Origin of the sequence: Pseudogemmobacter sp. W21_MBD1_M6 (assembly GCF_052119585.1) — a bacterium.
Taxonomy (GTDB): domain Bacteria; phylum Pseudomonadota; class Alphaproteobacteria; order Rhodobacterales; family Rhodobacteraceae; genus JBGQOJ01.
In genome coordinates this window covers 25897-50616 of record NZ_JBGQOJ010000003.1, presented here as the reverse complement: position 1 = coordinate 50616, position 24720 = coordinate 25897, and the positions used below count along the sequence as shown (strand labels likewise).

Genomic DNA, 24720 nt, shown 5'->3' with positions numbered 1-24720 from the left:
TGTGTTACCTTACGATCAGATCAAGCGGATGGCGCGACAAACGTTCGATGCCGGTCTCGGTTACCAGAACCGAATGCCCCAGCGTCATGGCCAGACCGTTGTCGGAATCCATCACGATCATATGCAGAAAAAACACCTGTCCCACATGCATCAATGCCGGATTGCCCTCGTAGAACATCGGAAAATCGGCCCAGATCGGACTAAAGACCGCACCCATACCATAGCCGCAAGCCTGCAGGCGGGCATGCGTCATGCCGTGCAGATCAAGGACATCGGCATGCGCCTTGTACACATCGCCCATCGAGGCACCGGGGCGGATCGCGGCCTCGCAGCTTTCCATCGCGTCGCGGGCCGCCGCATGCATCCGCAGTTGTGCCTTGGGCGGCGTGCCGATAACCACGGTGCGCATCATCGCGGCTTGATAGCGGGCATAGGCACCCGACCATTCCAGCGTCAGCTGATCCTGTGCATCAAGATGCCGCCGCCCTGAATAATAACGACAAAGCAAGGCACCTGCGCCCGAACCGAGGATGAATTCGTTCCCCGCATAGTCGCCGCCCCCCTTGAACACGGCACCCTGCATCGCGGCCAGGATATCACCCTCGAATGCGCCGGATTTCGTCAGCGCCAGCCCCGCGTCCAGCGCATCGTCGGACAGGGCCGCGGCACGCCGGTGCATGGCGATTTCGGCCACCGATTTAACGCGACGTAGGGCGTTGATCACCTCTGACGCCTCGATCAGATCGCCCAGTTCCTGCCGGACCATGCGCCCGTTCCAGTCGGTCAGGCCAACCGTCCGGGTCTCGATCCCGATGCGGCCTGTGACAACACCAAGTGTGACCAGCAGGTCATGCAGGTCGGTCGCGGGCGTGGCCCCTTCGCGCTCGTGCCAGATGTGGATTTCGTCGTCGCAGAGCGTCGAGGTATGCTGCGCCTGCCGCAGATCCGGCGCGCGGGTCAACAGATGCAGGTCGCCCGAGGCGGTCAGCACAAGGCACTGGAACATGGCAAACCCGAAGGTGTCATAACCGCAGAGCCAGAAGTGGCTTTCCGGCGCGAACATCAAAAGCGCGTCCAGCCCGGCCTCGTTCAGGGCGCTGACAGCCAATATCTTTCGCGCAGCATATTCAGCGTCGTCAAAATGCAAGGGCATGAGGACTCTCCCGTTTTCAGGCCCAGCGTTGCCGTTTCCAATCAACCGGTCAAGCCGCGCAGGCGAAATGGACGAAAAAGATGCCTTCGGCGAGGATATTTTTCCAAGAAGAGTCTGTATGTTCTTCTCGGTCCAAATACTCGCGCGCGCAGCGCACAACCGCACGAAGTGCCAGAAAAAATGACGCCGAAGGCGTCGCGACCGGATCACCGGCTAAGGGATTTCATCCCGCGTTCGATCCCTTGCAACGTCATCGGCACCATCCGGTCCGGTCCGAAAATCTGGCGGATCATCTGGATGGACTGGGTAGAGTGCCAGCGCTGTTCCGGCAGCGGATTGATCCACAGATGGCTTTGCCACTGGTCGCGCGCGCGGGCCAGCCAGACGTCACCCGGTTCTTCGTTCCAATGCTCGTTCGCGCCACCGGCAAAGGCGATTTCGTAGGGGGACATGCTGGCATCGCCGACAAAGATGCATTTGTAGTCGGGTCCATAGGTGCGCAGCACCTCCCATGTGGGCGTAACCGCGTCCCAGCGGCGGCGGTTGTCTTTCCAGACGCCTTCGTAAAGGCAGTTGTGGAAATAGAATGACTCGAGGTGCTTGACCTCGGACCGTGCTGCGGAAAACAGCTCTTCCACCACGCGGATATAGGGGTCCATTGATCCGCCAACGTCCAGAAACAACAGGACTTTTACCGCATTGCGCCGTTCGGGGCGGGTTTGCACGTCAAGGTACCCGTGTTCCGCCGTCGCGCGGATTGTGCCGTCCAGATCCAGCTCTTCGGTGGCGCCGTCGCGGGCCCAGCGGCGCAGGCGTTTCAAGGCGACCTTGATGTTGCGGGTGCCCAGTTCGATGGTGTCGTCGAGGTTCCTGAACTCTCGCTTGTCCCAGACCTTGACCGCACGCTGGTGGCGGCTTTGGTCCTGCCCGATGCGCACGCCCTCGGGATTATAGCCATAGGCGCCAAAGGGCGAGGTGCCGGCTGTTCCGATCCACTTGCTGCCGCCCTGGTGCCGACCTTGTTGCTGTTTCAGGCGCTCTTTCAGCGTCTCCATCAGTTTCTCGAAGCCGCCAAGCGCCTCGATTTCCGCCTTTTCCCCGGCGCTCAGATGCTTTTCGGCCAACTTGCGCAGCCATTCTTCGGGGATGTCGACGGCGTTCAGCACGTCTTGGGCCGCGATCGCCTCCAGCCCTTTGAAGCTGGCGGAAAAGGCGCGGTCGAATTTGTCCAGGTTCCGCTCGTCCTTTACCATCACCGTGCGGGCCAGATAGTAGAACCCGTCTATGTCATAGGTCACCAGACCGGCCTGCATCCCTTCCAGAAACGCCAGATATTCGCGCAGGGAAACGGGCACGCCCGCGTCTCGTAAATTCTGGAAGAAGGGCAGGAACATCTGCCTACATCATGCGCAGGATGATGATGTTCGCGATCAGGGCGATCAGGGCAAAGGCGATGCCAAAGCCCGCCGCGTATTGCAGCATATCCATCTTGCGCCCGCCGCGCTTGCTTGCCAGATAGGCGCCCCAAAGCGCACCAATCACCAAACCGAACCAAACCATTGTTTATCCTTTGATCTTTGTCCCGTTGGGGGACAGCATCGCAATTTCAGACAGCCGCGCGCGCACTTCCTTATCCGAGCCGAAGCCATAGCGCCCCCACCCCAGACTGTCGAGCCGCACTGCGCGGGCCTCGGACGGGCGGCCAAGGTTTTCAAGCGCCTGCGTCTTGATGATCAGCAGCGTCGCCAGAAGTGCTGCGTTCTGCGCGTCGGCCACGGGGGCCAGATTGGCGTTCACCAGACCCAGCGCGGTTTCCGCATCGCCCGATGACAGCGCGAAAACCGCCAGCTGCATGGCGACATGTGCGGCCTGCACCCGTGTCGTCGGGCTGGACTGATAGATCCGGCCTGCGGTCAGAAATGACGACAGGGCCAGATCGGCTTCCGTGGGCAACGACAGGCGGCCAAGGGCGAAGATGCTGAACGCCAGCCGCGTGTCGGTCCATCCTTGCTGTCGGGCGATGGTGACGGCCTTGCGGGCGGCGGCGCGGCGCGCGGCACCTGCGGTGCGTGGCCCCAGCGCGGTTTCAAGCGCCTCGACCCATACGCGCGGGGTGGGGCCTGCGGGATTGCTGGCCATGGACAAGCCTGCGGGGTTCAATCGCGCCAGCAAGGCCGGCAGGCGGGCCGCGACCTGATCGCGCGACATGCCGCTGGCCAGTTCGGGGGAATAATAGACCCGCAGCATCAGCATGTCGAAACCGGTCAGGACGGTGTGGAAATTGTCGTCGTTGAATACGGAATCAGGCAGGCGATACAGATCGTTCAGCGGCCCCAGCGCCTGCGCCAGTTCTTCGTGCAGGCAGTCGCGCACCTCTTGCGGGCTGACGTCGTCGGGGATGAACACGGCCACTTGATCGCGCGATGTCAGGGTCGACCAGTCAAGCGACCGGCTGCGGCGATTGGCGCGGAACTCTGCCCAGCTGGACATGCGCGGCACCACGAAACAGGCGGCCTGCGGCACAAATCGCTGAAGTTCGGCATGGGGCAGAACCTCGATCGCGATGCGACCCTTCTTGCCGTTCGGCGCGCGTGAAATGTCGATGCCGGCCTCGCGGCGGAACCGCGCAATGACCTGATCCAGATCGGGGCCGAGGGTCGAGGGGGCAGGGCCCGCCACGCTGACGGTCACCGGCCCCTCGAAGCGGGTCAGAGTCTGCAGGCTGCGGCCGCTTTCCATCTGGAACGACAGCTCCAGAAAATCGGTGGCCATATCGCGGTTGGATCGCTGCGGCGGGGTCACACGCGCGGCCCCGAAGGTTTTCATCGGGGGTAACACAACATCGGGTGGCATACGGCGGTTGGGTTGTTCGGGGGCAACAGGAGCGCAGGCTGCAAGGCCAAGAAAAGCGAAAAGCAGAATGCGCAACATATTTATGACCTTGCGTATTTGATAAAGGGCGTCAGCGTGCCAATACGGTCATATAGCTTGCGCGCCGTCGAATTGTAATCCTGCGTCATCCAATAAACCGATGGTGCCCCCATTTTGTCTGCCGCAGCGTAAACCGCCTCGATCAGGGCGCGCCCTATGCCTTGTCCCCGCACGTCCGGGTCGGCGTAGAGGTCCTGCAAATAGCAGGTGTTTTCGATCTTCCAACCGTGGCGGTGGAACAGATAATGGGTCAGGCCGACCGCGCGGCCGTCCACCGTCGCGATCAAGCCGTTGTAATCCTGCGGATCGCAGCCCAACAGGCGTTCAAAGGTAGAGACATAGACCGCCTCTGGCAGTTCTGTGTTGTAGAAGGCCAGATAGGCCGCCCAGAGGCGGCGCCAGTCCGCCTCGTCGGATCGGGTGACGGGCCTGATATCCAGCATCAGCGTTGCCCCCGTGCGATAAAGGCAAGGCGTTCGAACAGATGAACGTCCTGTTCGTTCTTCAACAGCGCACCATGCAGTTTTGGCAGCGCCTTTGCCCCGTCGCGTTTCAGGTCTTCGGGGGTCAGATCTTCGGCCAGCAACAGTTTCAACCAGTCCAGCACCTCTGATGTCGATGGCTTTTTCTTCAGCCCCGGCGTGTCGCGCAGATCGAAGAACTGGGTTAGTGCTGTGGCAAGCAGCGCCTCTTTGATGTCGGGATGATGAACCGTCACGATTTTGCGCATCGTGTCCATGTCCGGAAACCGAATGTAGTGAAAGAAACACCGGCGCAGGAACGCGTCGGGCAGTTCCTTTTCGTTGTTCGACGTGATGATGACGATGGGGCGGTTGACGGCGCGGATCGTCTCGCCGGTCTCGTAGACGTGAAACTCCATCCGGTCGAGTTCCTGCAACAGGTCATTCGGGAATTCTATGTCGGCCTTGTCGATCTCGTCGATCAGCAGGACCACGCGGCCCGGTGCCTCGAAGGCCTGCCACAGCTTGCCCTTGCGGATGTAGTTCTTCACATCGTTCACCCGCGCGTCACCCAATTGGCTGTCGCGCAACCGGCTGACGGCGTCATATTCGTACAGCCCCTGCTGTGCCTTTGTGGTCGACTTGATGTGCCATTCGATCATCGGCAATCCCAGGGCCGCGCTGACCTGACGTGCCAGTTCCGTCTTGCCTGTTCCAGGCTCGCCTTTGACCAAAAGCGGGCGTTCCAGTGCCACGGCGGCGTTGACGGCGACGGTCAGATCGTCGGTCGCGACATAGGCGTCTGTTCCGGTGAATTTCATAGTGTTTCTCGCGGCCTCTACCAAAGTGTTTATGTCACGGGTTCAGGTGTGAAATGCATCAAAAAGGGACTAAAGGCTAGTGACAATGCCGTGGGCTTGCGCTAGATGATCGGCGAAAGAGGACCGGATGACTGTGGATGCCGATCAACCTGCCAGACCAGCCGCCGGACTGCAAAAGGACGCCGCTATGAAAGCCGAATCTTTTCTTCCAGAAGACTACCGTCCCGCCGAGGACGAACCGTTTATGAATGAACGCCAGTTGGCATATTTCCGTCGTAAGCTGCTGAACTGGAAGTCCGACCTGATGGACGACAGCCGCGACACAATCGAAGGCCTGCAAGACGGCACACGCAACATTCCCGACGTCACAGACCGCGCCTCGGAAGAGACGGATCGCGCGCTGGAACTTCGGACGCGCGACCGCCAGCGCAAGTTGGTCAGCAAGATCGAGGCTGCAATCCGGCGCATCGACGATGGTGAATTCGGCTATTGCGAAGAAACAGGAGAGCCTATTTCGTTGAAACGCCTTGATGCCCGCCCTATCGCCACGATGAGCCTGGAGGCACAGGAACGCCACGAGCGCCGCGAAAAAGTGCACCGCGACGATTGATCGGAACGACAGGATACGCAGATTGAAACGCCGGAGCGTCACTGCTCCGGTGTTTTTATTTCAGGGCATGGCAAGATGTTGATCGGAAAGAAAGTCTGCGTTCTGGGCGCAGGTATAGGCGGGCTGGCAACGGCGCTGGCGCTGGCGCTTCGCGGTGCGGATGTAACGGTTCTGGAACAGGCCGAGGCCTTGTCGGAGGTCGGCGCCGGACTTCAGATCAGCCCGAACGGATTTGCCGTGCTGCGGGGCCTTGGTCTGGGCGATGCCATCACCGCCGCCGGTCTGCGCGGCAGCCGTGTCGTGCTGCGCGACTACAGGCAGGGCAAGCCGGTCTTCCAGCTTGATCTGATGCAAGACGCGGGCCTGTCCTACTTCTTTCTGCACCGCGCCGATCTGATCGGCATTCTGGCCGATGCCACGCGGGCGGCGGGCGTCAAGATCCGTCTGCTGCACCATATCACCGGCGTCGATATAGAACCTGACGTCGCCTATCTGACAACCGCGCAGGGGGCCATCCACGAGGCAGAGGTTCTGATCGGGGCAGACGGGCTTCATTCCAAAGTGCGCCCCGCCATGAACCCCGCAGCGCCGCCCGTCTTTACCCGACAGGTGGCATGGCGCGCCGTGGTTCCTGCCGCGGATCCGTCAACCGCAGTCACCGTGCATATGGGCCCCGGTCGCCACATCGTCAGCTATCCGCTACGCGGTGGCACCCTGCGCAACATCGTGGCGGTTCAGGAACGCCGCACATGGGCCGACGAGGGCTGGAACCACCGCGACGACCCCGCCAACCTGCGCGAGGCTTTCGCCGATTTCGCGCCCGACGTGCGGGTGATGCTGGACGACGTGCAAGAGACCCATCTTTGGGGCCTGTTCCGCCATCCGGTCGCCCAACGCTGGCATCAGGGCTGTGCCGCCATTCTGGGCGACGCCGCCCACCCAACCCTGCCATTTCTGGCGCAGGGGGCGAATATGGCGCTGGAGGATGCCTGGGTTCTGGCGGATAGTCTGGCAATGACCGACAGCACCACCCAAGGTTTTGCCCTGTATCAAAGCCGCCGCCACGCAAGGGTCACGAAGGTGATCGACGCCGCCAGCCGCAACGCGCGAAACTACCATCTGGCGTTCCCGCCGCTGCGCTTTGCCGCGCATTCGGCCCTGCGGATCGCCTCGACATTGGCACCGCAACTGGCCGCGCGCAAGTTCGACTGGCTTTACCGGTTCGACGCGACCGCCGCCTAGGCGTCCAGCTCTAGCCAGACAGGAACATGGTCCGACGGCTTGTCGCCGCCGCGCACGGCACTGTCGATCTGGCAGTCCAGCAACAGATCGGCGCATTGCGGCGTCAGCAGGAAATGGTCGATACGGATGCCGTTGTTCTTTTCCCATGCGCCTGCCTGATAATCCCAGAAACTATAATGACCGGGGCCGCGGGTGCGGGCGCGAAACGCCTCGGTAAAGCCAAGGTTCAGAACCCGCCGGAACGCTGCACGCGATTCCGGCCTGAACAGCGCATCGTCACGCCACGCGTCGGGGTTGCGCGCGTCCTCGGCCTGCGGAATGACGTTGTAATCCCCCGCCATCAACGCGGTCTCCTCGGCGTCCAGCAGCGCCTGCGCACGCTGTGCAAGCCGTTCCATCCAAGCCAGCTTGTAGTCGAACTTGGGACCGGGAACAGGGTTGCCATTGGGCAGATACAGCCCGCAAATGCGGATCGCGCGGGTGCCGACAACAGTGGCCTCGATCCAGCGGGCCTGCTCGTCGTCATCGTCGCCGGGCAAACCGCGCGTGACGTCTTCCAGCGGCAGCTTCGACAGGATCGCCACGCCGTTGAACCCCTTCTGGCCATGGGTTTCGACGTTATAGCCCATATCCTCGAACAGGCCGCGCGGGAAACCCTCGTCCACGGTCTTGATCTCTTGCAAAAGGGCTACATCGGGCGCGGCCTCGCGCAGCCAGGCGGGCAGGGCGTCGATGCGGGCCTTGATGCCGTTGATGTTGAACGTGGCGATTTTCATGGAACCCTCCGGTGCTTTGCCCGGTTGTAACGGCGCAAGGCGGTGCGGCACAAGACGCCAGCGCCCGGTTTATTCAGACAGGGCACGGGTGGCCGGCGGGCAGGGCCGCAAGCCACAGCGCGTCGATCGCCCCCAAAGCCGCAGCATCCAGCGGCACTTCGCTTTCCCAATAGCGGCCAGACGGTATATAGGCACCAAGGGCAGCCTCGGCGTCCAGCGCATTTGCGACGGGCAGGGGGTCAAAGGCAAGGGGGCGGGCGGTGACCACCCCGCCCGGAGCACTGCGCGGAAACACAAGGCGGCTGGGATCGCGCGAAAGATTGACCATCGCGCAGCCCTGTCGCGCCGCCAACGCCATAAGCCGCGCGGATTTCGCCTCCAGACTTTGCAGGGTGACATCGTCACGCAACGGGTCCGCGGTGCCTGTGCCGTAGAAATGTGTGTTTATTGCCGCAGGGTAAACCATATCGCAGCCCAGCATGGCGATGACGCGGGGCCGGTGGGCGTGCAGCGCGTAATATGCGGCGGTAAACGCCATCGTTCCCCCCGCATAGACAAACCCGCCAAGGGCGTTCTGGGCCGGAACAAAATCATCTGCGGTAACAAGCCGCTGACCAGCGCTCAAACCTGCGGGTCTGCGGTTGATCGGGAAATCTTCGGGAAATATCACCTCGTCCCAATCGGGACGAACCCGCCAGGCGTTGTTGATCACCGAGATCACATCAAATGGCGCGCGCGGCCAGGACCGGCATGTCGTCACATTCGGACCGCTGCCAAGGATCAATACGACCGTCATCTTTTTCCGCCTGCCCGTTTCACAGAACCAAGGATAGCCCGAAGGCCCCTCAAGGCGACTGTTTTCTGCCGCAGGTCAGGAAAAAGATCATCGCAGCCGCCAGCGGCCAAGCATCAAGAAAGATTGAGTATTTTTGCCGAGAAGAATGACAGCGGTCTTCTTGCCTGTCTTTTTGGTTCAGATATCCCCGCGCGGAGCGCACATCGCACGAAGTGCCAGAAGAAATGGCGCCGCAAGGCGCCTCTGCCGGCTTACATGGAAAAGCTGGTGCCGCAGCCGCAGCTTGAACTGGCATTCGGGTTCTCGATCACGAACCGCGCGCCGATCAGCTCTTCGGTGAAGTCGATTACCGCATTTGCCAGAAACGGCAACGAGACGGAATCAACCACGACTTTCTCTCCGGCGCGTTCCAGCACCAGATCATCGGCCGCAACCTCGTCCAGTTTGATGTCATACTGGAACCCCGAGCAGCCGCCGCCTTCGACGGCGATGCGCAGGGCCTTGCCGTCGGCTGCGGCGCCGATCTCGGCCAGACGGTCAAACGCGCGGGATGTCACTTTGGGGGGCAGTGTCAGGGTCATGATGTAAGCCTTGGTTTCCAATGGCGTATAACTCCCATATAAGCGAAGCAACGTCATGCGACAAGGACAGGGACACACCATGCGACAGACTTACGCCTCTGACCCGGCGCAAACGCGCGGGCGACTGTATCCCGAAGAGGAAAGCGCGTTCCGTTCGTGTTTCCAGCGCGACCGCGACCGGATCATCCATGCAAGCGCGTTCCGGCGGCTAAAGCACAAGACACAGGTGTTTATCGAACATGAGGGCGACTATTTCCGCACCCGTCTGACCCATTCGATCGAGGTCGCGCAGGTTGCCCGCACGATTTCCGCAGCCCTTGGCCTCAATTCGGAACTGACAGAGGCGGTGGCGCTGGCGCATGATCTCGGGCACACGCCCTTCGGCCATACCGGCGAGGACGCGCTGGGGCTTTTGATGCGGCCCTACGGCGGGTTCGACCACAACGCGCAGGCGATCCGCATCGTCACCTCGCTGGAGCGGCATTATGCGGAATGGGACGGGTTGAACCTGACCTGGGAAACGCTGGAAGGGATCGCCAAGCACAACGGTCCCGTGACCGGCGACATCCCCTATGCTTTGGCCGATTACAATGCGCGGCACGATCTGGAACTGGGCACCTATGCGTCGGCCGAGGCACAGGTGGCGGCGATTTCCGACGATGTTGCCTATAACAACCACGACCTGCATGACGGGCTTCGGGCGGAACTGTTTTCGACGGACGAGCTTGCGGAATTGCCGCTTCTGGACGGGTGCTTTGCCGAAGTCGACGCCAGATACCCCGATCTGAACTACTATCGCCGCCGTCACGAGGCCTTGCGCCGGTTCTTTGGCATCCTTGTCTCGGATGTGATCGACGTGAGCCGCGCGCGGATTGCGGAACTTGACCCGCAGACGGCCTATGACGTGCGCCATGCGGGGCGGCAACTGGTGCAATTCAGCCCTAGGGTCTGGACCAGCCTGAAGGTGATCCGGGACTTCCTGTATCATCGCATGTACCGCGCCCCGTCGGTGATAGAGATGCGCGTGATGGTGACGGGGGTGGTCAACGATCTGTTCCCGCTGTTCATGGCGCAGCCCGAATTATTGCCCAAGCAGTGGCGCAAGGACGTGGCGGAGGCCGACAGCGAAATCGCGCTGGCCCGGATCGTGGCCGACTATATTGCCGGGATGACAGACCGCTTTGCCCTGCAGGAACATGCACGACTGACAGCCTAGGCGTTAAGGTTAACGGTGCCTGTAACGGCACCCATGCGGAGAATGTGTTCATGTCTATAGCTCTGGACGGGGCGATGACGCCGATTATGGCGTTTTCGCTGATTGGCGCATTGGGGGTCGGCAGCCAATGGCTGGCGTGGCGGCTGAACATGCCTGCCATCGTGCTGATGTTGCTGGTCGGGGTTATCGTCGGGCCTGCCACCGGGGTATTGGACCCGGCGCGCGACATCGGTGACCTGACCGGCCCGATGATCAGCATCGCCGTCGCGATCATTCTGTTCGAGGGCGGATTGACCCTGAATTTCCAATCGCTGCGCGATGCGGCCAAGGGGGTGATGCGGCTGGTCGTTATCGGCGCACCGTTGGGGTGGCTGACCTCGGCGCTGGCGCTGCATTATGGGGCCGGGCTGGGATGGGAGGCCTCGGCGGTGCTGGGCGGGATCATGATTGTCACCGGTCCCACCGTGATTGCGCCCTTGCTGCGCACGGCGCGCCTGTCGCGGCGTCCGGCGGCGTTGCTGCAATGGGAGGCGATCATCAACGATCCCATCGGGGCGCTGGCGGCTGTTCTGGCCTTCGAGGCGGTCCTGATCCTGAATACCGCGACCACGCTGGGCAATGCGGCGATTGATCTGCTGGTCGGGGTCGCCATCGCGACGGCGCTGGGGGCGATTGCGGGCTTCGGGCTGTCTGCGGCGTTCAAACGCGGCCATGTCCCCGAATTCATGAAGGTTCCGGTGCTGTTCGCCGTGCTTCTGGCCTGTTTCGCCCTGGCGGACACGGTCTTGCATGAAAGTGGCCTTTTGGCCGTCACGATCATGGGCATTGTGATCGCCAATGCCGGTTTGCCCAGCTACGCGGAGCTGCGCCGGTTCAAGGAACATGCGACGGTGTTGCTGGTGTCGGGGGTGTTTATCCTGTTGGCGGCCTCGCTTGATTTTTCGGCGCTGGAGCGGCTTGACTGGCGGGCGATCATCTTTGTGCTGGCTGTGGTGTTTGTCGCGCGGCCGCTGACCGTGGCTGTGGCTTTTATCGGCACCGACATCCCTGCGAAAGAGCGCCTATTGATCGCGCTGACCGGCCCGCGCGGCGTGGTTCTGGTGGCTGTGGCGGGGCTGTTCGGCACCCGTCTGGTCGATCTGGGGATCGAGGACGGGGCGTTGTTCACGCCGCTGGCCTTTGCACTGGTGGCGGTGACCGTGGTGCTGCACGGCTTTACCCTTGTGCCTTTCGCCAGATTTCTTGGGTTGGCCGAGGCGGAATCCCCCGGCGTTCTGCTGGTGGGCGGCTCGCGGTTCAGCCGCGCCTTTGCCGAAGCGCTTGTCGCGGCGCAGATCCCCGTTCTGATGACCGACCCGAACCGCAACCGGCTGCGCACCGCACGCGAGGCGGGCATCCCCACCTATTACGGTGATATCCTGTCCGAGGCGGCAGAGCACAATGTCGAACTGGTCAGCTATGCGACGGTTATCGCGGCAACCGACAACGACGCCTACAACACGCTGGTGACCACCGATCTTGCGCCGGAATTCGGTCGCACGCAGGTGTTCCAGATCGGCCGCACCAAGGGCGATCAGGCGCGGCATGCGCTGCCCACGACACTGGGCGGCAAAAAGTTCGGCAAGGGCGAGACTTTTGACGAGTTGAACGCGCTTCTGGCCAGAAACTGGAGCTTTCGCATGACCCCCCTGACAGAGGAGCTGAGCTTTGCCGATTGGCGCACCGACAACGCCGAGGCGGTTCTGTTCGCGCGGATTTCCCCGTCGGGAGAGCTGCGGATGGTGGACCCCGACGAAGAGATCAAACCGGCGGCGGGGGCACGCCTGATTTTTCTGCGCCCCCCCGGTTCCGACGACACCAAGGCAAAGGCGCAAAAGGACGAGGCAAAGGCCGAAGCAGAGGAAAAGGCCCGGAAAGACGCAAAGAAGTAGGCGTGGGGGGCGTTGACCCGCCCGTTTGGTCTGCTAAACCCGCAGGCGAACCCGAAGGATGACCCCCGATGAACCTGTTTGCCGATATCCGTAGCCTTGTCATTGACAGCCTGATCGCCCTGACCGCCGAAGGCGTCCTGCCAGAGGGGCTGGATTTTGCCGCTGTGACGGTGGAACCTCCGCGCGATCCGGCGCATGGCGACATGGCCACGAATGCGGCGATGGTTCTGGCGAAACCCGCCAAGGCCAACCCCCGCACCATCGCCGAGGCGCTGGCCGCCAAGCTGACCGCCGACGGGCGCATCGTCACAGCGGAAGTGGCGGGGCCGGGGTTTCTGAACCTGCGGTTGGACAAGGGCGTCTGGGGCGGCATCGTCACTGCGGCGCTGACGCGGGGAACCGGATTTGGCCGGTCGACCATGGGGCAGGGCAAAAAGGTCAACGTCGAATATGTGTCGGCCAACCCGACCGGCCCGCTGCATGTGGGCCATACCCGTGGCGCGGTCTTTGGCGATGCGCTGGCCAGTCTGCTGGACTACGCCGGCTATGACGTGACCCGCGAATATTACATCAACGATGGCGGCGCACAGGTCGATGTTCTGGCTCGCTCTGTCTATCTGCGCTACCTCGAGGCCTGCGGCCAGCAGGTGGAATTCCCCGATGGCACCTATCCCGGCGATTACCTTGTCGCGGTTGGCTACGCGCTGGCCGAGGCTTACGGCGATGCGCTGGTCGGCAAGCCCGAAGAGGAATGGCTGGAAGAGCTGCGCGATTTCTCGACCGATGCGATGATGCATATGATCCGGTCCGATCTGGCGTCCCTCGGGGTCGAGATGGATGTATTTTACAGTGAGAAATCGCTATATGGCACCGGAAAGATCGAAGAGGCGCTGGCTGCGCTGGACGCCAAGGGGCTGATCTATCGCGGCGTTCTTGAACCACCCAAGGGCAAAACCCCCGAGGACTGGGAGCCGCGCGAGCAAACCTTGTTCCGCTCGACCGCGCATGGCGACGATGTGGACCGTCCGGTGCAGAAATCCGATGGCGGCTGGACCTATTTCGCCCCCGACATCGCCTATCATTACGACAAGGTGCAGCGTGGCTATGACATGCTGATCGACGTGTTCGGCGCGGATCATGGCGGCTATGTCAAGCGGATGAAGGCGGCGGTGTCTGCGCTGTCCGACGGTCAGGTCTCGCTGGATATCAAGCTGTGCCAACTGGTGCGCCTGTTCAAGGACGGCGAGCCGTTCAAGATGTCCAAACGCGCCGGAAATTTCGTCACGCTCAGCGATCTGGTCGAACTGGTCGGGCCGGACGTCACCCGTTTTGTCATGCTGACCCGCAAGAACGATGCGCCGCTGGACTTTGATTTCACCAAAGTGCTGGAACAGTCCAAGGACAACCCGGTGTTCTACGTTCAATACGCCAACGCGCGGGTCAATTCCGTGCTGCGCAAGGCGGCAGAGGCGGGCATGGACGTGCTGGGGCAGGATACGCCCGCCCTTCAGGACGACGCCGAATATCAGGTTGCCAGAAAACTGGCCGAATGGCCACGGCTGGTGGAAATCGCCGCCCGCACCAGCGAGCCGCACCGGATCGCGTTCTATCTGTATGAACTGGCGTCCGATTTCCACGGACTTTGGAACAAGGGCAACGACAATCCCGGACTTCGGTTCCTGCAAGAGGGCAATGCGGAGGCATCTGCGGGTAAAATCGCGCTGATACGGGCCGTAGCCGTTGTTATTTCCTCAGGTCTTGGTATTCTTGGCGTCGCACCCGCCGAGGAAATGCGCTGATTACAAGCGCTACCGGTCGGTCGTGAGGCAGATAACACGACCTACGGCGCGAGGGTATCGTGCACACGGGCAGCGAGGCAGACATGGCAGACTATAGTCAGGGCGATTACGCATATTCGAACGAGCCACCCAAGGGCGCGGGCACGACAAAAGTGGTTAATCTGGCAGGTGCCGCTCTGTCGATCGCGCTTGTGATCGGGCTGGGCGTTTGGGGCTACAAGCTGGCGATGCGCGATGTGAACGGCGTTCCTGTCGTGCGCGCACTGGAAGGTCCGACACGGGTGCAACCCGAAAGCCCTGGCGGCATTTCCGCGGATTATCAAGGGCTTGCGGTGAATTCTGTTCAGGCCGAAGGTGCGGCAGAAACACCTGCGGACCGTTTGACGCTGGCACCCAGACCGGTTCTTTTGACCGCCGAGGATCAACCCCCCGGCACCGCCACCAGTGCTGCCCCCGCGCCAGAGGCAACCCCTATGGCAGAGGCGGCAGAAACCGATCTGGCGCTGCCTGCGGTCGTGCAGCCGACGCTGCTTGACCCCGCGCAGGACGTGGTGCTTGACGATGCCGAGGCCGCCGATCCCGTCGCCGCAGCCCTGGCCATGGCCGAGAAAATAGCCGAAGGGCAGGCGCCTCTGGCCGCCGGGACCACCGATGTTGCTGGCGTTCCCGATGCGATCGAGGCGGCTGTCGCGATGGCCATTGGCGGTGTCGTGCGGTCGCCACGCCCAAAAATCCGCCCCGATATCGACCTGGCCGCCCGCGCTGTTGCCGCCGCTGTCGCGGTATCCTCGGACCCCGGCGCGGCCAATGCGGCGATCGCCGAGGTTGACGCAAACGCCATCCCTGCGGGCACCCGTCTGGCCCAGCTTGGCGCGTTTGACACCCCCGAGGTCGCCCGCGCGGAATGGGACCGCCTGTCGGGCCGGTTCGGCGACTATCTGGGGGGCAAATCCCGTGTCATCCAGCAGGCCCAAAGCGGCGGGCGCACCTTTTACCGCCTGCGCGCCATGGGCTTTGACGATATCAATGATGCGCGGCGGTTCTGCTCTGCCTTGCTGGCGGAAAATGCCGCCTGCATTCCGGTGGTGACGCGGTAGATGGTGCGCGCTGCCGCCATACTGGGGTGCAGCGGCTCCGGTCTGGGGCAGGACGAGGCCGCGTTCTTCAAAGAGGTGAAGCCGCTTGGGTTCATCCTGTTTGCCCGCAACATCGAAACCCCCGACCAGACCCGCCGCCTGACCGACGCTTTGCGCGATGCGGTGGGCTTTGACGCGCCGATCCTTGTCGATCAGGAAGGCGGGCGCGTGCAGCGCCTTGGCCCGCCCCATTGGCGGGGGTGGCTGCCGCCGCTGGACCAGATGCAAGCGTTGAACAAGGTGGACGCGCGCCGCGCCATGTGGATCAGGTATCGACTGATCGCGGATGAATTGCGCGCGGTGGGGATCGACAGCAATTGCGCGCCGATGGCCGATATTGCCAGGGACAACACCCATCCTTTTCTGAAAAACAGATGCTATGGCACGACCCTGAAGGGCGTTGTCAAAGCCGCGCGTGACGTGGCAGACGGGCTGCTGGCGGGCGGCGTTATTCCGGTTCTGAAGCATATTCCGGGCCACGGGCGCGCGCAGCTGGACAGCCACAAGGCCCTGCCTGTCGTGACCGAGGACCGTGCCGCGCTGGAGGCGCAAGATTTTGCCGCCTTCAAGGCGCTGAACGACCTGCCGATGGGGATGACGGCGCATCTGGTCTATGACGCCATTGATCCTGATTTCCCCGCGACGACTTCGCCGATCATGATCGAGCTTATCCGCAAGAAAATCGGCTTTGACGGGCTTCTGATGACAGACGACATCTCGATGGAGGCGCTGACAGGCACGGTCGCCCACCGCGCCGAGGCCGCGATCCGCGCGGGTTGCGATGTGGTGCTGCACTGCAACGGCGATCTTGGCGACATGCAGTCGGTCATACGCGGGGCGGGGCGAATGGCCGATCGCGCGATGGTGCGGGCGGCCCGGGCAATAGCGGTGCGCTCTGATGTCGTGCCCGCCGATATCCCCGGTCTGACGGCAGAGTTCGCGGCGCTGATGGAGGGGCGCGGCAATGGCTGAGGACCTGTGGGAAGAAAGCACACATTCGGTCGAGGCACGTTTGGCCGCAGAGGCGCTGATCATCGATGTCGACGGGTTCGAAGGCCCGCTTGACCTGCTTTTGACCCTGTCGCGTACCCAGAAGGTGGATCTGCGCAAAATCTCGGTGCTGGATCTGGCGCGGCAATATCTGACTTTTATTGAACAGGCCAAGGCGCTGCGGATCGAATTGGCGGCCGATTATCTTGTGATGGCGGCCTGGCTGGCCTTTCTGAAATCCCGCCTGCTGTTGCCGCCCGATCCACGCGACGAGGGGCCGTCCGGCGAAGAGCTGGCCGCCCATCTGGCATTCCAACTGGAACGTCTGGCGGCGATGCGAGAGGCGGCGGCGCAGTTGATGGGGCGCTATCATCTGGGGCGGGATTTCTATGCGCGCGGCCTGCCAGAGGACGTGATGCGCCTGCGCACCCTGCGCTATACCGCGACGCTGCTGGACCTGATGCAGGGCTATGCCCGGATCCGCACCAAGGATGATTTCCGGCCCTTCGTGTTGGACCGCGACCGCGTTTACACGATGGAACAGGCGCTGGAACGGATGCGCGGGTTGATCGGCTTTGCGGGGGACTGGTCTGATCTGACGACCTGGCTGCCCGAGGGGTGGCAGGTGGACCCCGTGATGCGCCGCTCTGCCACGGCGGCGACGTTTGCCGCCTCGCTGGAACTGGCGAAGGCGGGCAAGATAGAATTGCGGCAGGGCGAGACCTTTGCCCCGATCCAGATCAGAAAGAAAGCGGGCCCCGCGAATGGTTGAGCAAGAGACCGAGAAAAGCCTGTTCGAGGCGCCGCCCATGGGCGAGCAGGAGCGCATGGTCGAGGCGATCCTGTTCGCCACGGCGGACCCTGTGACGGTCCGCGATCTGGCAGGGCGCATGCCCCATGGATGCGATCCGGCAGAGGCATTGGTCTACTTGCGCAAACGCTATGAGGGGCGCGGCGTGCGGGTGGTGCGCGTGGGCGACGCCTGGGCCATCCGCACCGCGCCCGATCTGGGGTTTCTGATGCAGAAGGAAACGGTCGAGGTGCGCAAACTTAGCCGTGCCGCGATCGAGACGCTGGCGATTGTTGCCTATCATCAACCGGTGACACGGGCCGAGATCGAGGAAATACGCGGGGTTTCCGTTTCGCGCGGCACGGTCGACCAGCTGATCGAGATGGAATGGATCAGGTTCGGGCGGCGGCGGATGTCGCCGGGGCGCCCGGTGACCTTTGTGGTCACGCAAGAATTTCTTGACCATTTCGGCTTGGAAAGCGCCCGCGATCTGCCCGGTTTGAAAGAGCTGCGGTCGGCGGGGCTACTGGAAAACCGCCCCCCCCCCGGAACGGTGCTGACCGCGAAAGACGGTGGCGAAGAGGACGACGACGACGAAAGCGGGCAGAGCGAACTGTTCGAGGATTGATTGGAGCCGAACCATGGATATGACGAAGCTGATCAACATGATCGTCAATATTGTTACGCGCAAGCTGATCAATACGGGCGTGAACAAGGGCATCGAGGTCGCGTCGCGGCGCGGCAAGACTGCTGCGGCCATGACGCCCGCCGACCATACACAGGCCAAGGCGGGAAAAGACGCGGCCAAACGGGCGCGGCAGATGGCCAGAATGGCGCGCCGGATCGGAAAGTTCTAGATCGGGTCGAATGTCGTGCGTTGCGCGCTGGGGCGGGGTTTCGCGCTCCGCGCGGGAGTATTTTTGCCGAGAAGAATGGCAGGCTGATCCAGTGGCTGGCCACCGCATAGGCCGCAGGATTAGACGGGCGGGTAGGGGGCGCAGGCCGCATGGCCCGCGCCCCCTTTGGGGCTAGTTCAGATCGGATGCGCTGTTGGCTGCCTCGGCGGCTTCGGCTTTGGCGACGGCATCGGTCAGCGCGGTAAAGACCACATCGCCCTTGTCTATGTTGGCTTTGAACCAGTCGAACACCGGTGCTGCGGCTTCTTTGAACGCGGCCTTTTCGGCAGGGGACGGCACATAAAGATCACCGCCGACGGCTGCGAAATCGGCATAGGCCTGGATCGACTTGCGCTTGGGCGAGGCGAACGTGGCCTGTTGCAGCGCGTAGAACCCGTCGTTCACGATTTTGCGCAGATCTTCCGGCATCGCCAGGAACCTGTCGTTCGACATCCACCACAGCGCCCCCATGTAGGAATGGCCGTCCAGCGTCATGTATTTCAAGCCCGCATCGGGGAATTTCATTCCCATGATGTCGGTGATCCCGTTCTGCGACCCCTCGACCACGCCGGTCTGCAACGAGGTAAACAGCTCTGGCCAGGGGATCGGCGTCGGCGAGGCCCCCATGGATTTCACCAACTCTTGCGGCAGGTCGGCAACCACGGTGCGGATCTTCAGCCCTTCCAGATCGGCGGGGGACACGATGCGGCGCTTTGTGTTGACGAAATTGCGCCAGCCGCCGGTGTTGCCGATGGTCATCAGGCGGATCTTGTCGCCGGAATCGGCCAGCGCCATCTTGCGCAACTCGCGGGTGAAATCGCCTGACAGGACGGTTTCGGCGATGCGGTCGCTGGACATCAGGTAGGGCAGGTCAAGCACCTGAATATAGGGGAAAATGCCCGCAGCGCCGCCCGAGGTCGAGATATAGACGTCGATAGAGCCGTCGGCGACGCCCTGAAGGCATTCCGCCCCAGTCGAACACAGTTGTGTTCCGATGAACATCTCGACGGCGATCGCGCCGTTCGATGCGGCCTCGACGTAGTTCTTGAACACCACCAGACCGTCGTAATCCTCGTCGTTCTCGTTCGAGTTGGCCGTGGCGCGGATGGTGAAATCCGCCGCAAAGGCGGCCATTGGCGCCCCTGCCAGAATGGTCGCCATCATCAGCGACTTTATCGTGGTTCTCAGCATGTCTACCTCCCTGGGGTTGCTGTTTGCAGTTAGTTCACAAAACCCGCAAGGCGCGGGATCGTCATGGAAATTGCGGGGATGTAGGTGATCAGGAAGATCACGAACACCTCGACCGCAAGAAATGGCAGGATGGCGCGGGCGATGGTTTCGACCCTTTCGCCGGACACGGACGAGGCCACGAACAGCACCAGCCCCATGGGCGGCGTCGCAAGGCCGACGGTCAGGTTTACGCTCATGATGATGGCGAAATGCACGGAGTCTACGCCCAGCGAGGTGAAGATCGGGCCAAGGATCGGCCCGAGGATGATGATCGCGGGGCCTGCGTCCAGAAACATGCCGACAATGAACAACAAGATATTGATCAGGAACAACAGGATCAGCGGATTGTCGGACATGCCCAGAATGGCGGCGGCCAGATGTTCGGGCGCATGGCTGAGGCTGACCACGGTTTTGAACGCCATAGCCGCCCCCACCAGCAACAGCACAACCGCAGATGTCATCGACGCGCGCATCAGCACGTCGGGGATATCGCGCAGTCTCAGTGTTTTCAGCACAAACAGGCCGATGAACATCGCATAGGCGGCGGCGACGGCTGCGGCCTCTGTCGGGGTGAAAACCCCGCCAAGGATGCCGCCAAGGATGATCACCGGCGTCAGCAGCGGGAAGAAGGCACGCAGGCTGGCCTGACCGCGTTCGCCCCATGTGGTCTTGGCGCTGGCGACGGGGAAATCGTATTTGTCGGCCATGACCTTGACCATCAGCATCAGCCCTACGCCCACCAGAATACCCGGCACGATGCCCGCAAGGAACAGGGCAGCCACGCTTTCGCCCATGACATAGGCGTAGATGATCATGATGCCCGACGGTGGGATGATTGGCCCGATAACCGAGCTGGCGGCGGTGATCGCGGCGGCAAAACGGCGGGTGTAGCCCTGTCGCTCCATCGCGGGGATCAGCATCGACCCCAGCGCCGATGTGTCGGCCACGGCAGAGCCGGACAGGCCCGCGAACAGCATCGACGACAGGATATTTACATGCGCCAGACCGCCGCGCAGATGGCCCATCAGCGATTGGCTGAACTCGACCAACCGCATGGTGATGCCGCCGCGGTTCATCAATTCGCCCGCCAGCATGAAGAACGGGATCGCCATCAGCGGAAAGCTGTCCATGCCGGTATAGACGTTGCGGTAAAGCAGGGCGATGTCGCGCTCTTGGCCGTTCAGGTACAACAAAATCCCCGGCGCAAAGACAAGGCCGAAAACCACGGGAAAGCCGATCAGCAGGAACACCAGAAAGACGGGAAGGAACCAGATCAGCATTATTCAGCCCCCGCCGGAATCTCTGTGGACAGCACCGGCAACCTGTCACCGCCACCTGACACTGTTATGACAGCCCGCAGGATCAGTTCGATATTCACAAGCGCCAGCAGGATGATGCCCACATAGATCGAGGCATACATGTGGGCCAGTTTCAGCCGCGTCCATCCCCATTCAAAGCTGAAGGCATAGTCGTCCTTGGTGCAGATCGTCGCCGAAAGATCGGTAAAGGGCAGCGGAAAGGCCAGATGCAGCGTGAAGGGGATGCGCAACGTGGCAGAGTTAAACAGGCACCCCGAATTGACGTGGTTCATGCCCAGCCGCGTCGCCACGATCAGCACCAGAAGCGAGGTGCACAGCAGCGCCAGCGACACCAGCGCGCCTGCCGTGCGCGGCAGCATCCGCAGGACCATGTCGATCGACACGAACCCGCCGCGCCGAAAGGCGGTGGGCGCGATCAGGCCGGTCATCCAGAGCATCAGAAACCGCGCCGCCTCGTCCGGCCAGTTCAGCGCGTCGTTCAGCACATAGCGAAAGAAAACCTGCGTCAGGATGATGATGACCATCAACGCCATGCAGACCACCGCGATGCCGCGCCCCAGGCGCAACACATGGGTGTTGAACATTTGAAAGGGTGCAAGCAACCCTAGCAAAAGCGCCATGTTCCATCCTCCCGAAATGGCCCGTTTTCGGGCCTTATTGTTTTACGTTCAGTGCCTTAAACGGCAGGATCAAGGCTGCCGTATCCCCCTCCGACAAACACCAGCGGCGCGCCTTCGCGCAGGGCCGCCCGCACAACCGAGGCAACCACGATCAGGTGATCCCCGCCATCATGTCCCGCAACCGTCGTGCATTCGAATCGCGCAAGGCACCCCGCAATCACCGGAACGCCGTCCTTGTTTTCTGTCCAGTCCAGCCCGTCGAAATCGAACCCGTTCCGCGCGAACCGCTGGCACAGATCGACCTGCTCTGCACCCATCACATGGACCGCGAAATGCTTTGCCCCGGCGAAATACGGGAACCGGCTGGAGGCGCGCGCAGGCGACCACAGCACAAGCGGCGGGTCCAGCGACACGCTGGCAAAGCTGTTGGCGGTGATGCCGATCGGCCCCTTTGCGCTGGCCGTGGTCACAACCGTCACCCCGGTTGCAAACCGGCCAAGAGCGTCGCGGAAATCACGGACCGTATCGGGGCCGGGGGTGAATTGGTGCATCGGTCCTGTTCCTCCGTCGGCCATCAGGGCACCTCGTGTCCCAATGCCCCGGTGTATAGTTCGAACCATGTTTCGCGGTCCATCTGAACCTTGAAAGCATCGCCCATGCACCGGATGCGGTCCAGATTATTCGTGCCCATCACTGGCATGATCTTTGCGGGATGCGCCAGTAGCCAGGCCACTGCTACAGCGGCCTCGTCAACGCCGAATGCCTGTCCGACAGATTTAAGTTTCCAGCGTAAGTCTTTGTTTTCAGGGCTGAACAGCGCGCCGCCACCCAAAGGAGACCATGCCATCGGCGCGACCCCGCGTTCCTGCAAATACGCGATGTCGCCGTTGGTGAAGGGCGCAGGCGCCATCAGGCTTACCTCGATCTGGTTGGTGACCAGCGGGGCCTTCATAGCGGATTGCAGCAGCGTCCAGTCGTGCAGTTTGAAGTTCGACACGCCCACCGCGCGGACTTTGCCGCCCGCAATTGCCGCGTCAAGGGCGGCGCCGGTTTCATGGTGGTCCATGAACGGATCAGGGCGATGGATCAAAAGCAGGTCGATCTGTTCGATCGCCATATTGGTCAACGAGGCGTCGATGCTGGCACCGATATGCGCGGCGCTTGTGTCATAATATTTTACACGGCGGTCGGCATAACGGCCACAGGGGGCCACGATATCGCATTTGGTGACGATCTGCATCTGGTCGCGCAGGGCAGGTGTCTGGCGCAGGCACTGGCCCAGAATGGCCTCTGCGCCGTAGTCGCCGTAGATATCCGCCTGATCGAAGGTGGTGATGCCCTGCGCAAGGCAGGCCTCGATCTTGGTCTGCACGTGATGCGGGGAGTGGTCGGCGTCATCGCCCAAGCGCCACATGCCATAGATCATGCGGCTGAATGTCAGGTTTTCGGCGATGGTCAGTCGTTGCATCAGCGACGCTCTCCTGCCCCAAGCGGGGTCATTGGTGTTTCGGTTGGAACCCGACCGTAAGCCTCTGGCAGGGAACAGGTTTTCAGATGTGGCAAGACGCGGCTGCCAAAGTGTTTGCACTCGTCCAGATGCGGATAACCCGAAAAAATGAACGCGCGGATGCCCATTTTTCGGTAGGCCTCGATTTCGGACATAACCTGATCTGTCGATCCGACAAGGGCTGCACCGCAACCGGATCGCGCACGACCGACGCCGGTCCACAGATGCGGTTCGATAAAGCCGTCCATATCCGCCAGGTCGCGGTTCTTTGCCTGATGCGACACGCCCAAAGACCGGGCATCCAGCGCCCGTTCACGAATCGCGCGGCCTGCCTCGTCGTCCAGTTTGCTGACCAGATGTTCGGCGTATTCGCGGGCCTCGATCTCTGTGTCGCGCACAATCATGTGGACGCGCAGACCATAGTCAAGCGTGCGGCCATAAGCCTCGGCGCGGGCATGGACTGCCTTCATCCGGCCCGCAAGTTCGTCCTTGGTTTCGGGCCACATCAGGTAGACATCGCAATGCTCTGCACAAAGGTCCAGCGCGTCGGGGGAATAGCCGCCAAAATACATAAGCGGGCCGCCGTTCTGCTGATACGGCTTTGCAGGAGCGGTGGTAATGCCTTTAAAATCATAAACTTGCCCGCTGTAGTTGATCTCGTCTTGCGTCCAGGCCTGACGCAATATCTCGACCACTTCGCGGGACCGTTGATAGCGGAACTTGCTGTCCTCGACTTGACCGGGGAAATCCGAACTGATGATGTTGATGGTCAGGCGACCCTTCAACATGTGGTCCAGCGTGGCCAATGTGCGGGCCAGCATGATCGGCTGCATCTCGCCGCAGCGGACGGCGGCCAGCATGTTGATCCGGTCGGTGACCGACGCACATCCGGCGACGAACGACAGGGTGTCCTGCCCGACCTGATAGGACGAGGGGCACAGGATGTTGCGGAACCCCTGCGATTCGGCCTCTTTCACGATGGTGCTGCAATGGTCCCACGATGATCTAAGGGCGCCGTCGGGCACGCCAAGGAACTCATAATCGTCGGAGCAGAGCGCGGCGAACCACGAAACCTCTATCGCATCAAGGTCTTGCGACGTAACGGGCACGACAGACATCGAATCTCCTTCCGGTTTCGATTTTCCACTTGCGTAGCATCCGCTTTGATATGCATCAATAGTGTATCAATTAATTCGTCAACATCGGGAATTCCATGTCCGACCGGAACGCGCTGCCCAGATACATCCAGACGGCAGAACTGTTGATCCGCGAGATCATGGCGGGCCGGTTGCTGGACGGCGAGCGTCTGGCACCGGAGCGCGAGATGGCGGGAGAGCTGGGAATTTCGGTGGGAACCCTGCGCAAGGCGCTGGCGGATATGACCGAAAAGGGCCTGCTGGAACGGCGTCAGGGATCGGGCAACTATGTCCGCCACAGCGCAGAGCACTCGGGCGTCTATGCCTTGTTCCGGCTGGAGCTGCCCGAGGGCGGCGGCCTGCCCACGGCGGATGCGCTGTCCGTTCAACGGTTGCCGAAACCCGCCGCATTCCCCGATTTCGGGCCTTCGCCCGAAGGGCACCGCATTCGCCGTCTGCGCAGGTTGAACCAGATCCCCGTCGCGGTCGAGGAAATCTGGCTGGACGGGCGCTTTTCCGACCGGATCGAAATCCGCGATCTGTCTGAATCGCTGTATCTGTTTTACCGGACCCGCCTTGGCCTGTGGATCTCGCGTGCCGAGGATCGCATCGGGATCAATACGGTGCCGGACTGGGCACCGGATACCTTTGGTCAAGTCCCGGGCGCGCCCTGTGGGTATATCGAAAGGATCAGCTGGGATCAGGACAACGCGCGGGCAGAGTTTTCACGCACTTGGTTCGATAATAACAAGTCAGTCTACGTTTCACGCCTGAAATAG

Annotated in this window: 26 protein-coding genes; 11 read left to right on the top strand and 15 right to left on the bottom strand. The window is 61.9% G+C overall.

Annotation, left to right across the window (positions count from 1 at the left end; translation table 11 throughout):
* Window positions 1-4: 4 nt before the first annotated feature.
* The 6 genes from ACEN2R_RS05760 to ACEN2R_RS05735 form a co-directional block, all read right to left on the bottom strand.
* Complete coding sequence (locus ACEN2R_RS05760; RefSeq protein WP_442040137.1) at window positions 5-1153, bottom strand: M24 family metallopeptidase; 1149 nt, start codon at window positions 1151-1153, stop codon at window positions 5-7.
* Between the two features lie 206 nt (window positions 1154-1359).
* The gene (locus ACEN2R_RS05755; RefSeq protein ID WP_442040135.1) at window positions 1360-2547 is read right to left on the bottom strand and encodes a vWA domain-containing protein; all 1188 of its coding nucleotides are present in this window, start codon (window positions 2545-2547) and stop codon (window positions 1360-1362) included.
* A gap of 4 nt (window positions 2548-2551) precedes the next feature.
* Entirely contained in the window at window positions 2552-2713 is a 162-nt protein-coding gene (locus ACEN2R_RS05750) for a hypothetical protein (protein ID WP_442040133.1), read from the bottom strand.
* Window positions 2714-2716: 3 nt separating this feature from the next.
* Window positions 2717-4084: a DUF2927 domain-containing protein gene (locus tag ACEN2R_RS05745; RefSeq protein WP_442040131.1), complete on the bottom strand. Its 1368-nt coding sequence runs from the start codon at window positions 4082-4084 to the stop codon at window positions 2717-2719.
* Between the two features lie 2 nt (window positions 4085-4086).
* A complete protein-coding gene (locus ACEN2R_RS05740; protein ID WP_442040129.1) occupies window positions 4087-4527 on the bottom strand; it encodes a GNAT family N-acetyltransferase in 441 nt (146 codons plus the stop codon).
* Entirely contained in the window at window positions 4527-5366 is an 840-nt protein-coding gene (locus ACEN2R_RS05735; RefSeq protein ID WP_442040127.1) for an AAA family ATPase, read from the bottom strand. The genes ACEN2R_RS05740 and ACEN2R_RS05735 overlap by 1 nt, the downstream gene beginning before the upstream one ends.
* A 187-nt stretch (window positions 5367-5553) precedes the next feature.
* On the opposite strand from ACEN2R_RS05735, the gene dksA reads away from it, so the two are divergent.
* Both dksA and ACEN2R_RS05725 read left to right on the top strand, forming a co-directional pair.
* Window positions 5554-5976: an RNA polymerase-binding protein DksA gene (gene dksA, locus ACEN2R_RS05730; RefSeq protein ID WP_442040125.1), complete on the top strand. Its 423-nt coding sequence runs from the start codon at window positions 5554-5556 to the stop codon at window positions 5974-5976.
* Window positions 5977-6051: 75 nt separating this feature from the next.
* Entirely contained in the window at window positions 6052-7218 is a 1167-nt protein-coding gene (locus ACEN2R_RS05725; protein ID WP_442040123.1) for an FAD-dependent oxidoreductase, read from the top strand.
* Here the strand turns inward: ACEN2R_RS05725 and xth are convergent.
* The 3 genes from xth to ACEN2R_RS05710 all read right to left on the bottom strand — a co-directional run bounded on the left by xth (window position 7215) and on the right by ACEN2R_RS05710 (window position 9365).
* A complete protein-coding gene (gene xth, locus ACEN2R_RS05720; RefSeq protein ID WP_442040121.1) occupies window positions 7215-7994 on the bottom strand; it encodes an exodeoxyribonuclease III in 780 nt (259 codons plus the stop codon). The two genes, ACEN2R_RS05725 and xth, sit on opposite strands and share 4 nt — an antisense overlap.
* A 73-nt stretch (window positions 7995-8067) precedes the next feature.
* Window positions 8068-8790, bottom strand: a complete 723-nt coding sequence (locus ACEN2R_RS05715) for a hypothetical protein (protein ID WP_442040119.1) — start codon at window positions 8788-8790, stop codon at window positions 8068-8070.
* A 251-nt stretch (window positions 8791-9041) separates the two neighbouring features.
* Window positions 9042-9365, bottom strand: coding sequence for a HesB/IscA family protein (locus ACEN2R_RS05710; RefSeq protein ID WP_442040430.1), 324 nt, complete (start codon window positions 9363-9365; stop codon window positions 9042-9044).
* Window positions 9366-9426: 61 nt separating this feature from the next.
* Here ACEN2R_RS05710 and ACEN2R_RS05705 point away from each other — a divergent pair, with 61 nt between their 5' ends.
* The 8 genes from ACEN2R_RS05705 (at window position 9427) to ACEN2R_RS05670 (ending at window position 18090) form a co-directional block, all read left to right on the top strand.
* On the top strand, window positions 9427-10587 hold the full coding sequence (locus ACEN2R_RS05705; RefSeq protein ID WP_442040117.1) for a deoxyguanosinetriphosphate triphosphohydrolase: 1161 nt from the start codon (window positions 9427-9429) through the stop codon (window positions 10585-10587).
* 50 nt (window positions 10588-10637) lie between these two features.
* Entirely contained in the window at window positions 10638-12518 is a 1881-nt protein-coding gene (locus ACEN2R_RS05700) for a cation:proton antiporter (RefSeq protein WP_442040115.1), read from the top strand.
* Between the two features lie 68 nt (window positions 12519-12586).
* Complete coding sequence (gene argS / locus ACEN2R_RS05695) at window positions 12587-14317, top strand: arginine--tRNA ligase (RefSeq protein ID WP_442040113.1); 1731 nt, start codon at window positions 12587-12589, stop codon at window positions 14315-14317.
* An 83-nt stretch (window positions 14318-14400) separates the two neighbouring features.
* Window positions 14401-15414 (top strand): SPOR domain-containing protein, encoded by a 1014-nt coding sequence (locus tag ACEN2R_RS05690; protein ID WP_442040111.1) that lies wholly within the window; start codon window positions 14401-14403, stop codon window positions 15412-15414.
* Entirely contained in the window at window positions 15415-16425 is a 1011-nt protein-coding gene (locus ACEN2R_RS05685; protein ID WP_442040109.1) for a glycoside hydrolase family 3 N-terminal domain-containing protein, read from the top strand.
* Window positions 16418-17215 (top strand): segregation and condensation protein A, encoded by a 798-nt coding sequence (locus tag ACEN2R_RS05680; RefSeq protein WP_442040107.1) that lies wholly within the window; start codon window positions 16418-16420, stop codon window positions 17213-17215. Before ACEN2R_RS05685 ends, ACEN2R_RS05680 begins: the two co-directional genes overlap by 8 nt.
* Complete coding sequence (scpB, locus tag ACEN2R_RS05675; RefSeq protein ID WP_442040105.1) at window positions 17208-17861, top strand: SMC-Scp complex subunit ScpB; 654 nt, start codon at window positions 17208-17210, stop codon at window positions 17859-17861. Before ACEN2R_RS05680 ends, scpB begins: the two co-directional genes overlap by 8 nt.
* A 13-nt stretch (window positions 17862-17874) precedes the next feature.
* Window positions 17875-18090, top strand: a complete 216-nt coding sequence (locus ACEN2R_RS05670) for a hypothetical protein (RefSeq protein ID WP_442040103.1) — start codon at window positions 17875-17877, stop codon at window positions 18088-18090.
* A 171-nt stretch (window positions 18091-18261) separates the two neighbouring features.
* Here ACEN2R_RS05670 and ACEN2R_RS05665 read toward each other — a convergent pair whose 3' ends face one another.
* From ACEN2R_RS05665 to ACEN2R_RS05640, 6 genes are read right to left on the bottom strand one after another with little or no spacing between them, the layout of a single operon-like run.
* Complete coding sequence (locus ACEN2R_RS05665) at window positions 18262-19320, bottom strand: TRAP transporter substrate-binding protein (protein ID WP_442040101.1); 1059 nt, start codon at window positions 19318-19320, stop codon at window positions 18262-18264.
* Between the two features lie 29 nt (window positions 19321-19349).
* Window positions 19350-20639, bottom strand: coding sequence for a TRAP transporter large permease (locus ACEN2R_RS05660; RefSeq protein ID WP_442040099.1), 1290 nt, complete (start codon window positions 20637-20639; stop codon window positions 19350-19352).
* A complete protein-coding gene (locus tag ACEN2R_RS05655) occupies window positions 20639-21298 on the bottom strand; it encodes a TRAP transporter small permease (protein WP_442040097.1) in 660 nt (219 codons plus the stop codon). Before ACEN2R_RS05655 ends, ACEN2R_RS05660 begins: the two co-directional genes overlap by 1 nt.
* Window positions 21299-21354: 56 nt before the next feature.
* Window positions 21355-21849, bottom strand: a complete 495-nt coding sequence (locus tag ACEN2R_RS05650; protein ID WP_442040095.1) for a flavin reductase family protein — start codon at window positions 21847-21849, stop codon at window positions 21355-21357.
* Window positions 21850-21872: 23 nt separating this feature from the next.
* Window positions 21873-22766, bottom strand: a complete 894-nt coding sequence (locus tag ACEN2R_RS05645) for an aldo/keto reductase (protein WP_442040093.1) — start codon at window positions 22764-22766, stop codon at window positions 21873-21875.
* Entirely contained in the window at window positions 22766-23923 is a 1158-nt protein-coding gene (locus ACEN2R_RS05640; protein ID WP_442040091.1) for an LLM class flavin-dependent oxidoreductase, read from the bottom strand. Before ACEN2R_RS05640 ends, ACEN2R_RS05645 begins: the two co-directional genes overlap by 1 nt.
* Before the next feature lie 95 nt (window positions 23924-24018).
* On the opposite strand from ACEN2R_RS05640, the gene ACEN2R_RS05635 reads away from it, so the two are divergent.
* Window positions 24019-24720, top strand: a complete 702-nt coding sequence (locus ACEN2R_RS05635) for a GntR family transcriptional regulator (RefSeq protein ID WP_442040089.1) — start codon at window positions 24019-24021, stop codon at window positions 24718-24720.

Excerpts from the sequence above, each read along its gene's own strand:
- ACEN2R_RS05760 (WP_442040137.1), bottom strand. The coding sequence starts at position 1,153 with ATGCCCTTGCATTTTGACGACGCTGAATATGCTGCGCGAAAGATATTG.
- ACEN2R_RS05755 (WP_442040135.1), bottom strand. The coding sequence starts at position 2,547 with ATGTTCCTGCCCTTCTTCCAGAATTTACGAGACGCGGGCGTGCCCGTT.
- ACEN2R_RS05750 (WP_442040133.1), bottom strand. The coding sequence starts at position 2,713 with ATGGTTTGGTTCGGTTTGGTGATTGGTGCGCTTTGGGGCGCCTATCTG.
- ACEN2R_RS05745 (WP_442040131.1), bottom strand. The coding sequence starts at position 4,084 with ATGTTGCGCATTCTGCTTTTCGCTTTTCTTGGCCTTGCAGCCTGCGCT.
- ACEN2R_RS05740 (WP_442040129.1), bottom strand. The coding sequence starts at position 4,527 with ATGCTGGATATCAGGCCCGTCACCCGATCCGACGAGGCGGACTGGCGC.
- ACEN2R_RS05735 (WP_442040127.1), bottom strand. The coding sequence starts at position 5,366 with ATGAAATTCACCGGAACAGACGCCTATGTCGCGACCGACGATCTGACC.
- dksA (WP_442040125.1), top strand. The coding sequence starts at position 5,554 with ATGAAAGCCGAATCTTTTCTTCCAGAAGACTACCGTCCCGCCGAGGAC.
- ACEN2R_RS05725 (WP_442040123.1), top strand. The coding sequence starts at position 6,052 with ATGTTGATCGGAAAGAAAGTCTGCGTTCTGGGCGCAGGTATAGGCGGG.
- xth (WP_442040121.1), bottom strand. The coding sequence starts at position 7,994 with ATGAAAATCGCCACGTTCAACATCAACGGCATCAAGGCCCGCATCGAC.
- ACEN2R_RS05715 (WP_442040119.1), bottom strand. The coding sequence starts at position 8,790 with ATGACGGTCGTATTGATCCTTGGCAGCGGTCCGAATGTGACGACATGC.
- ACEN2R_RS05705 (WP_442040117.1), top strand. The coding sequence starts at position 9,427 with ATGCGACAAGGACAGGGACACACCATGCGACAGACTTACGCCTCTGAC.
- ACEN2R_RS05700 (WP_442040115.1), top strand. The coding sequence starts at position 10,638 with ATGTCTATAGCTCTGGACGGGGCGATGACGCCGATTATGGCGTTTTCG.
- argS (WP_442040113.1), top strand. The coding sequence starts at position 12,587 with ATGAACCTGTTTGCCGATATCCGTAGCCTTGTCATTGACAGCCTGATC.
- ACEN2R_RS05690 (WP_442040111.1), top strand. The coding sequence starts at position 14,401 with ATGGCAGACTATAGTCAGGGCGATTACGCATATTCGAACGAGCCACCC.
- ACEN2R_RS05685 (WP_442040109.1), top strand. The coding sequence starts at position 15,415 with ATGGTGCGCGCTGCCGCCATACTGGGGTGCAGCGGCTCCGGTCTGGGG.
- ACEN2R_RS05680 (WP_442040107.1), top strand. The coding sequence starts at position 16,418 with ATGGCTGAGGACCTGTGGGAAGAAAGCACACATTCGGTCGAGGCACGT.
- scpB (WP_442040105.1), top strand. The coding sequence starts at position 17,208 with ATGGTTGAGCAAGAGACCGAGAAAAGCCTGTTCGAGGCGCCGCCCATG.
- ACEN2R_RS05670 (WP_442040103.1), top strand. The coding sequence starts at position 17,875 with ATGGATATGACGAAGCTGATCAACATGATCGTCAATATTGTTACGCGC.
- ACEN2R_RS05665 (WP_442040101.1), bottom strand. The coding sequence starts at position 19,320 with ATGCTGAGAACCACGATAAAGTCGCTGATGATGGCGACCATTCTGGCA.
- ACEN2R_RS05660 (WP_442040099.1), bottom strand. The coding sequence starts at position 20,639 with ATGCTGATCTGGTTCCTTCCCGTCTTTCTGGTGTTCCTGCTGATCGGC.
- ACEN2R_RS05655 (WP_442040097.1), bottom strand. The coding sequence starts at position 21,298 with ATGGCGCTTTTGCTAGGGTTGCTTGCACCCTTTCAAATGTTCAACACC.
- ACEN2R_RS05650 (WP_442040095.1), bottom strand. The coding sequence starts at position 21,849 with ATGCACCAATTCACCCCCGGCCCCGATACGGTCCGTGATTTCCGCGAC.
- ACEN2R_RS05645 (WP_442040093.1), bottom strand. The coding sequence starts at position 22,766 with ATGCAACGACTGACCATCGCCGAAAACCTGACATTCAGCCGCATGATC.
- ACEN2R_RS05640 (WP_442040091.1), bottom strand. The coding sequence starts at position 23,923 with ATGTCTGTCGTGCCCGTTACGTCGCAAGACCTTGATGCGATAGAGGTT.
- ACEN2R_RS05635 (WP_442040089.1), top strand. The coding sequence starts at position 24,019 with ATGTCCGACCGGAACGCGCTGCCCAGATACATCCAGACGGCAGAACTG.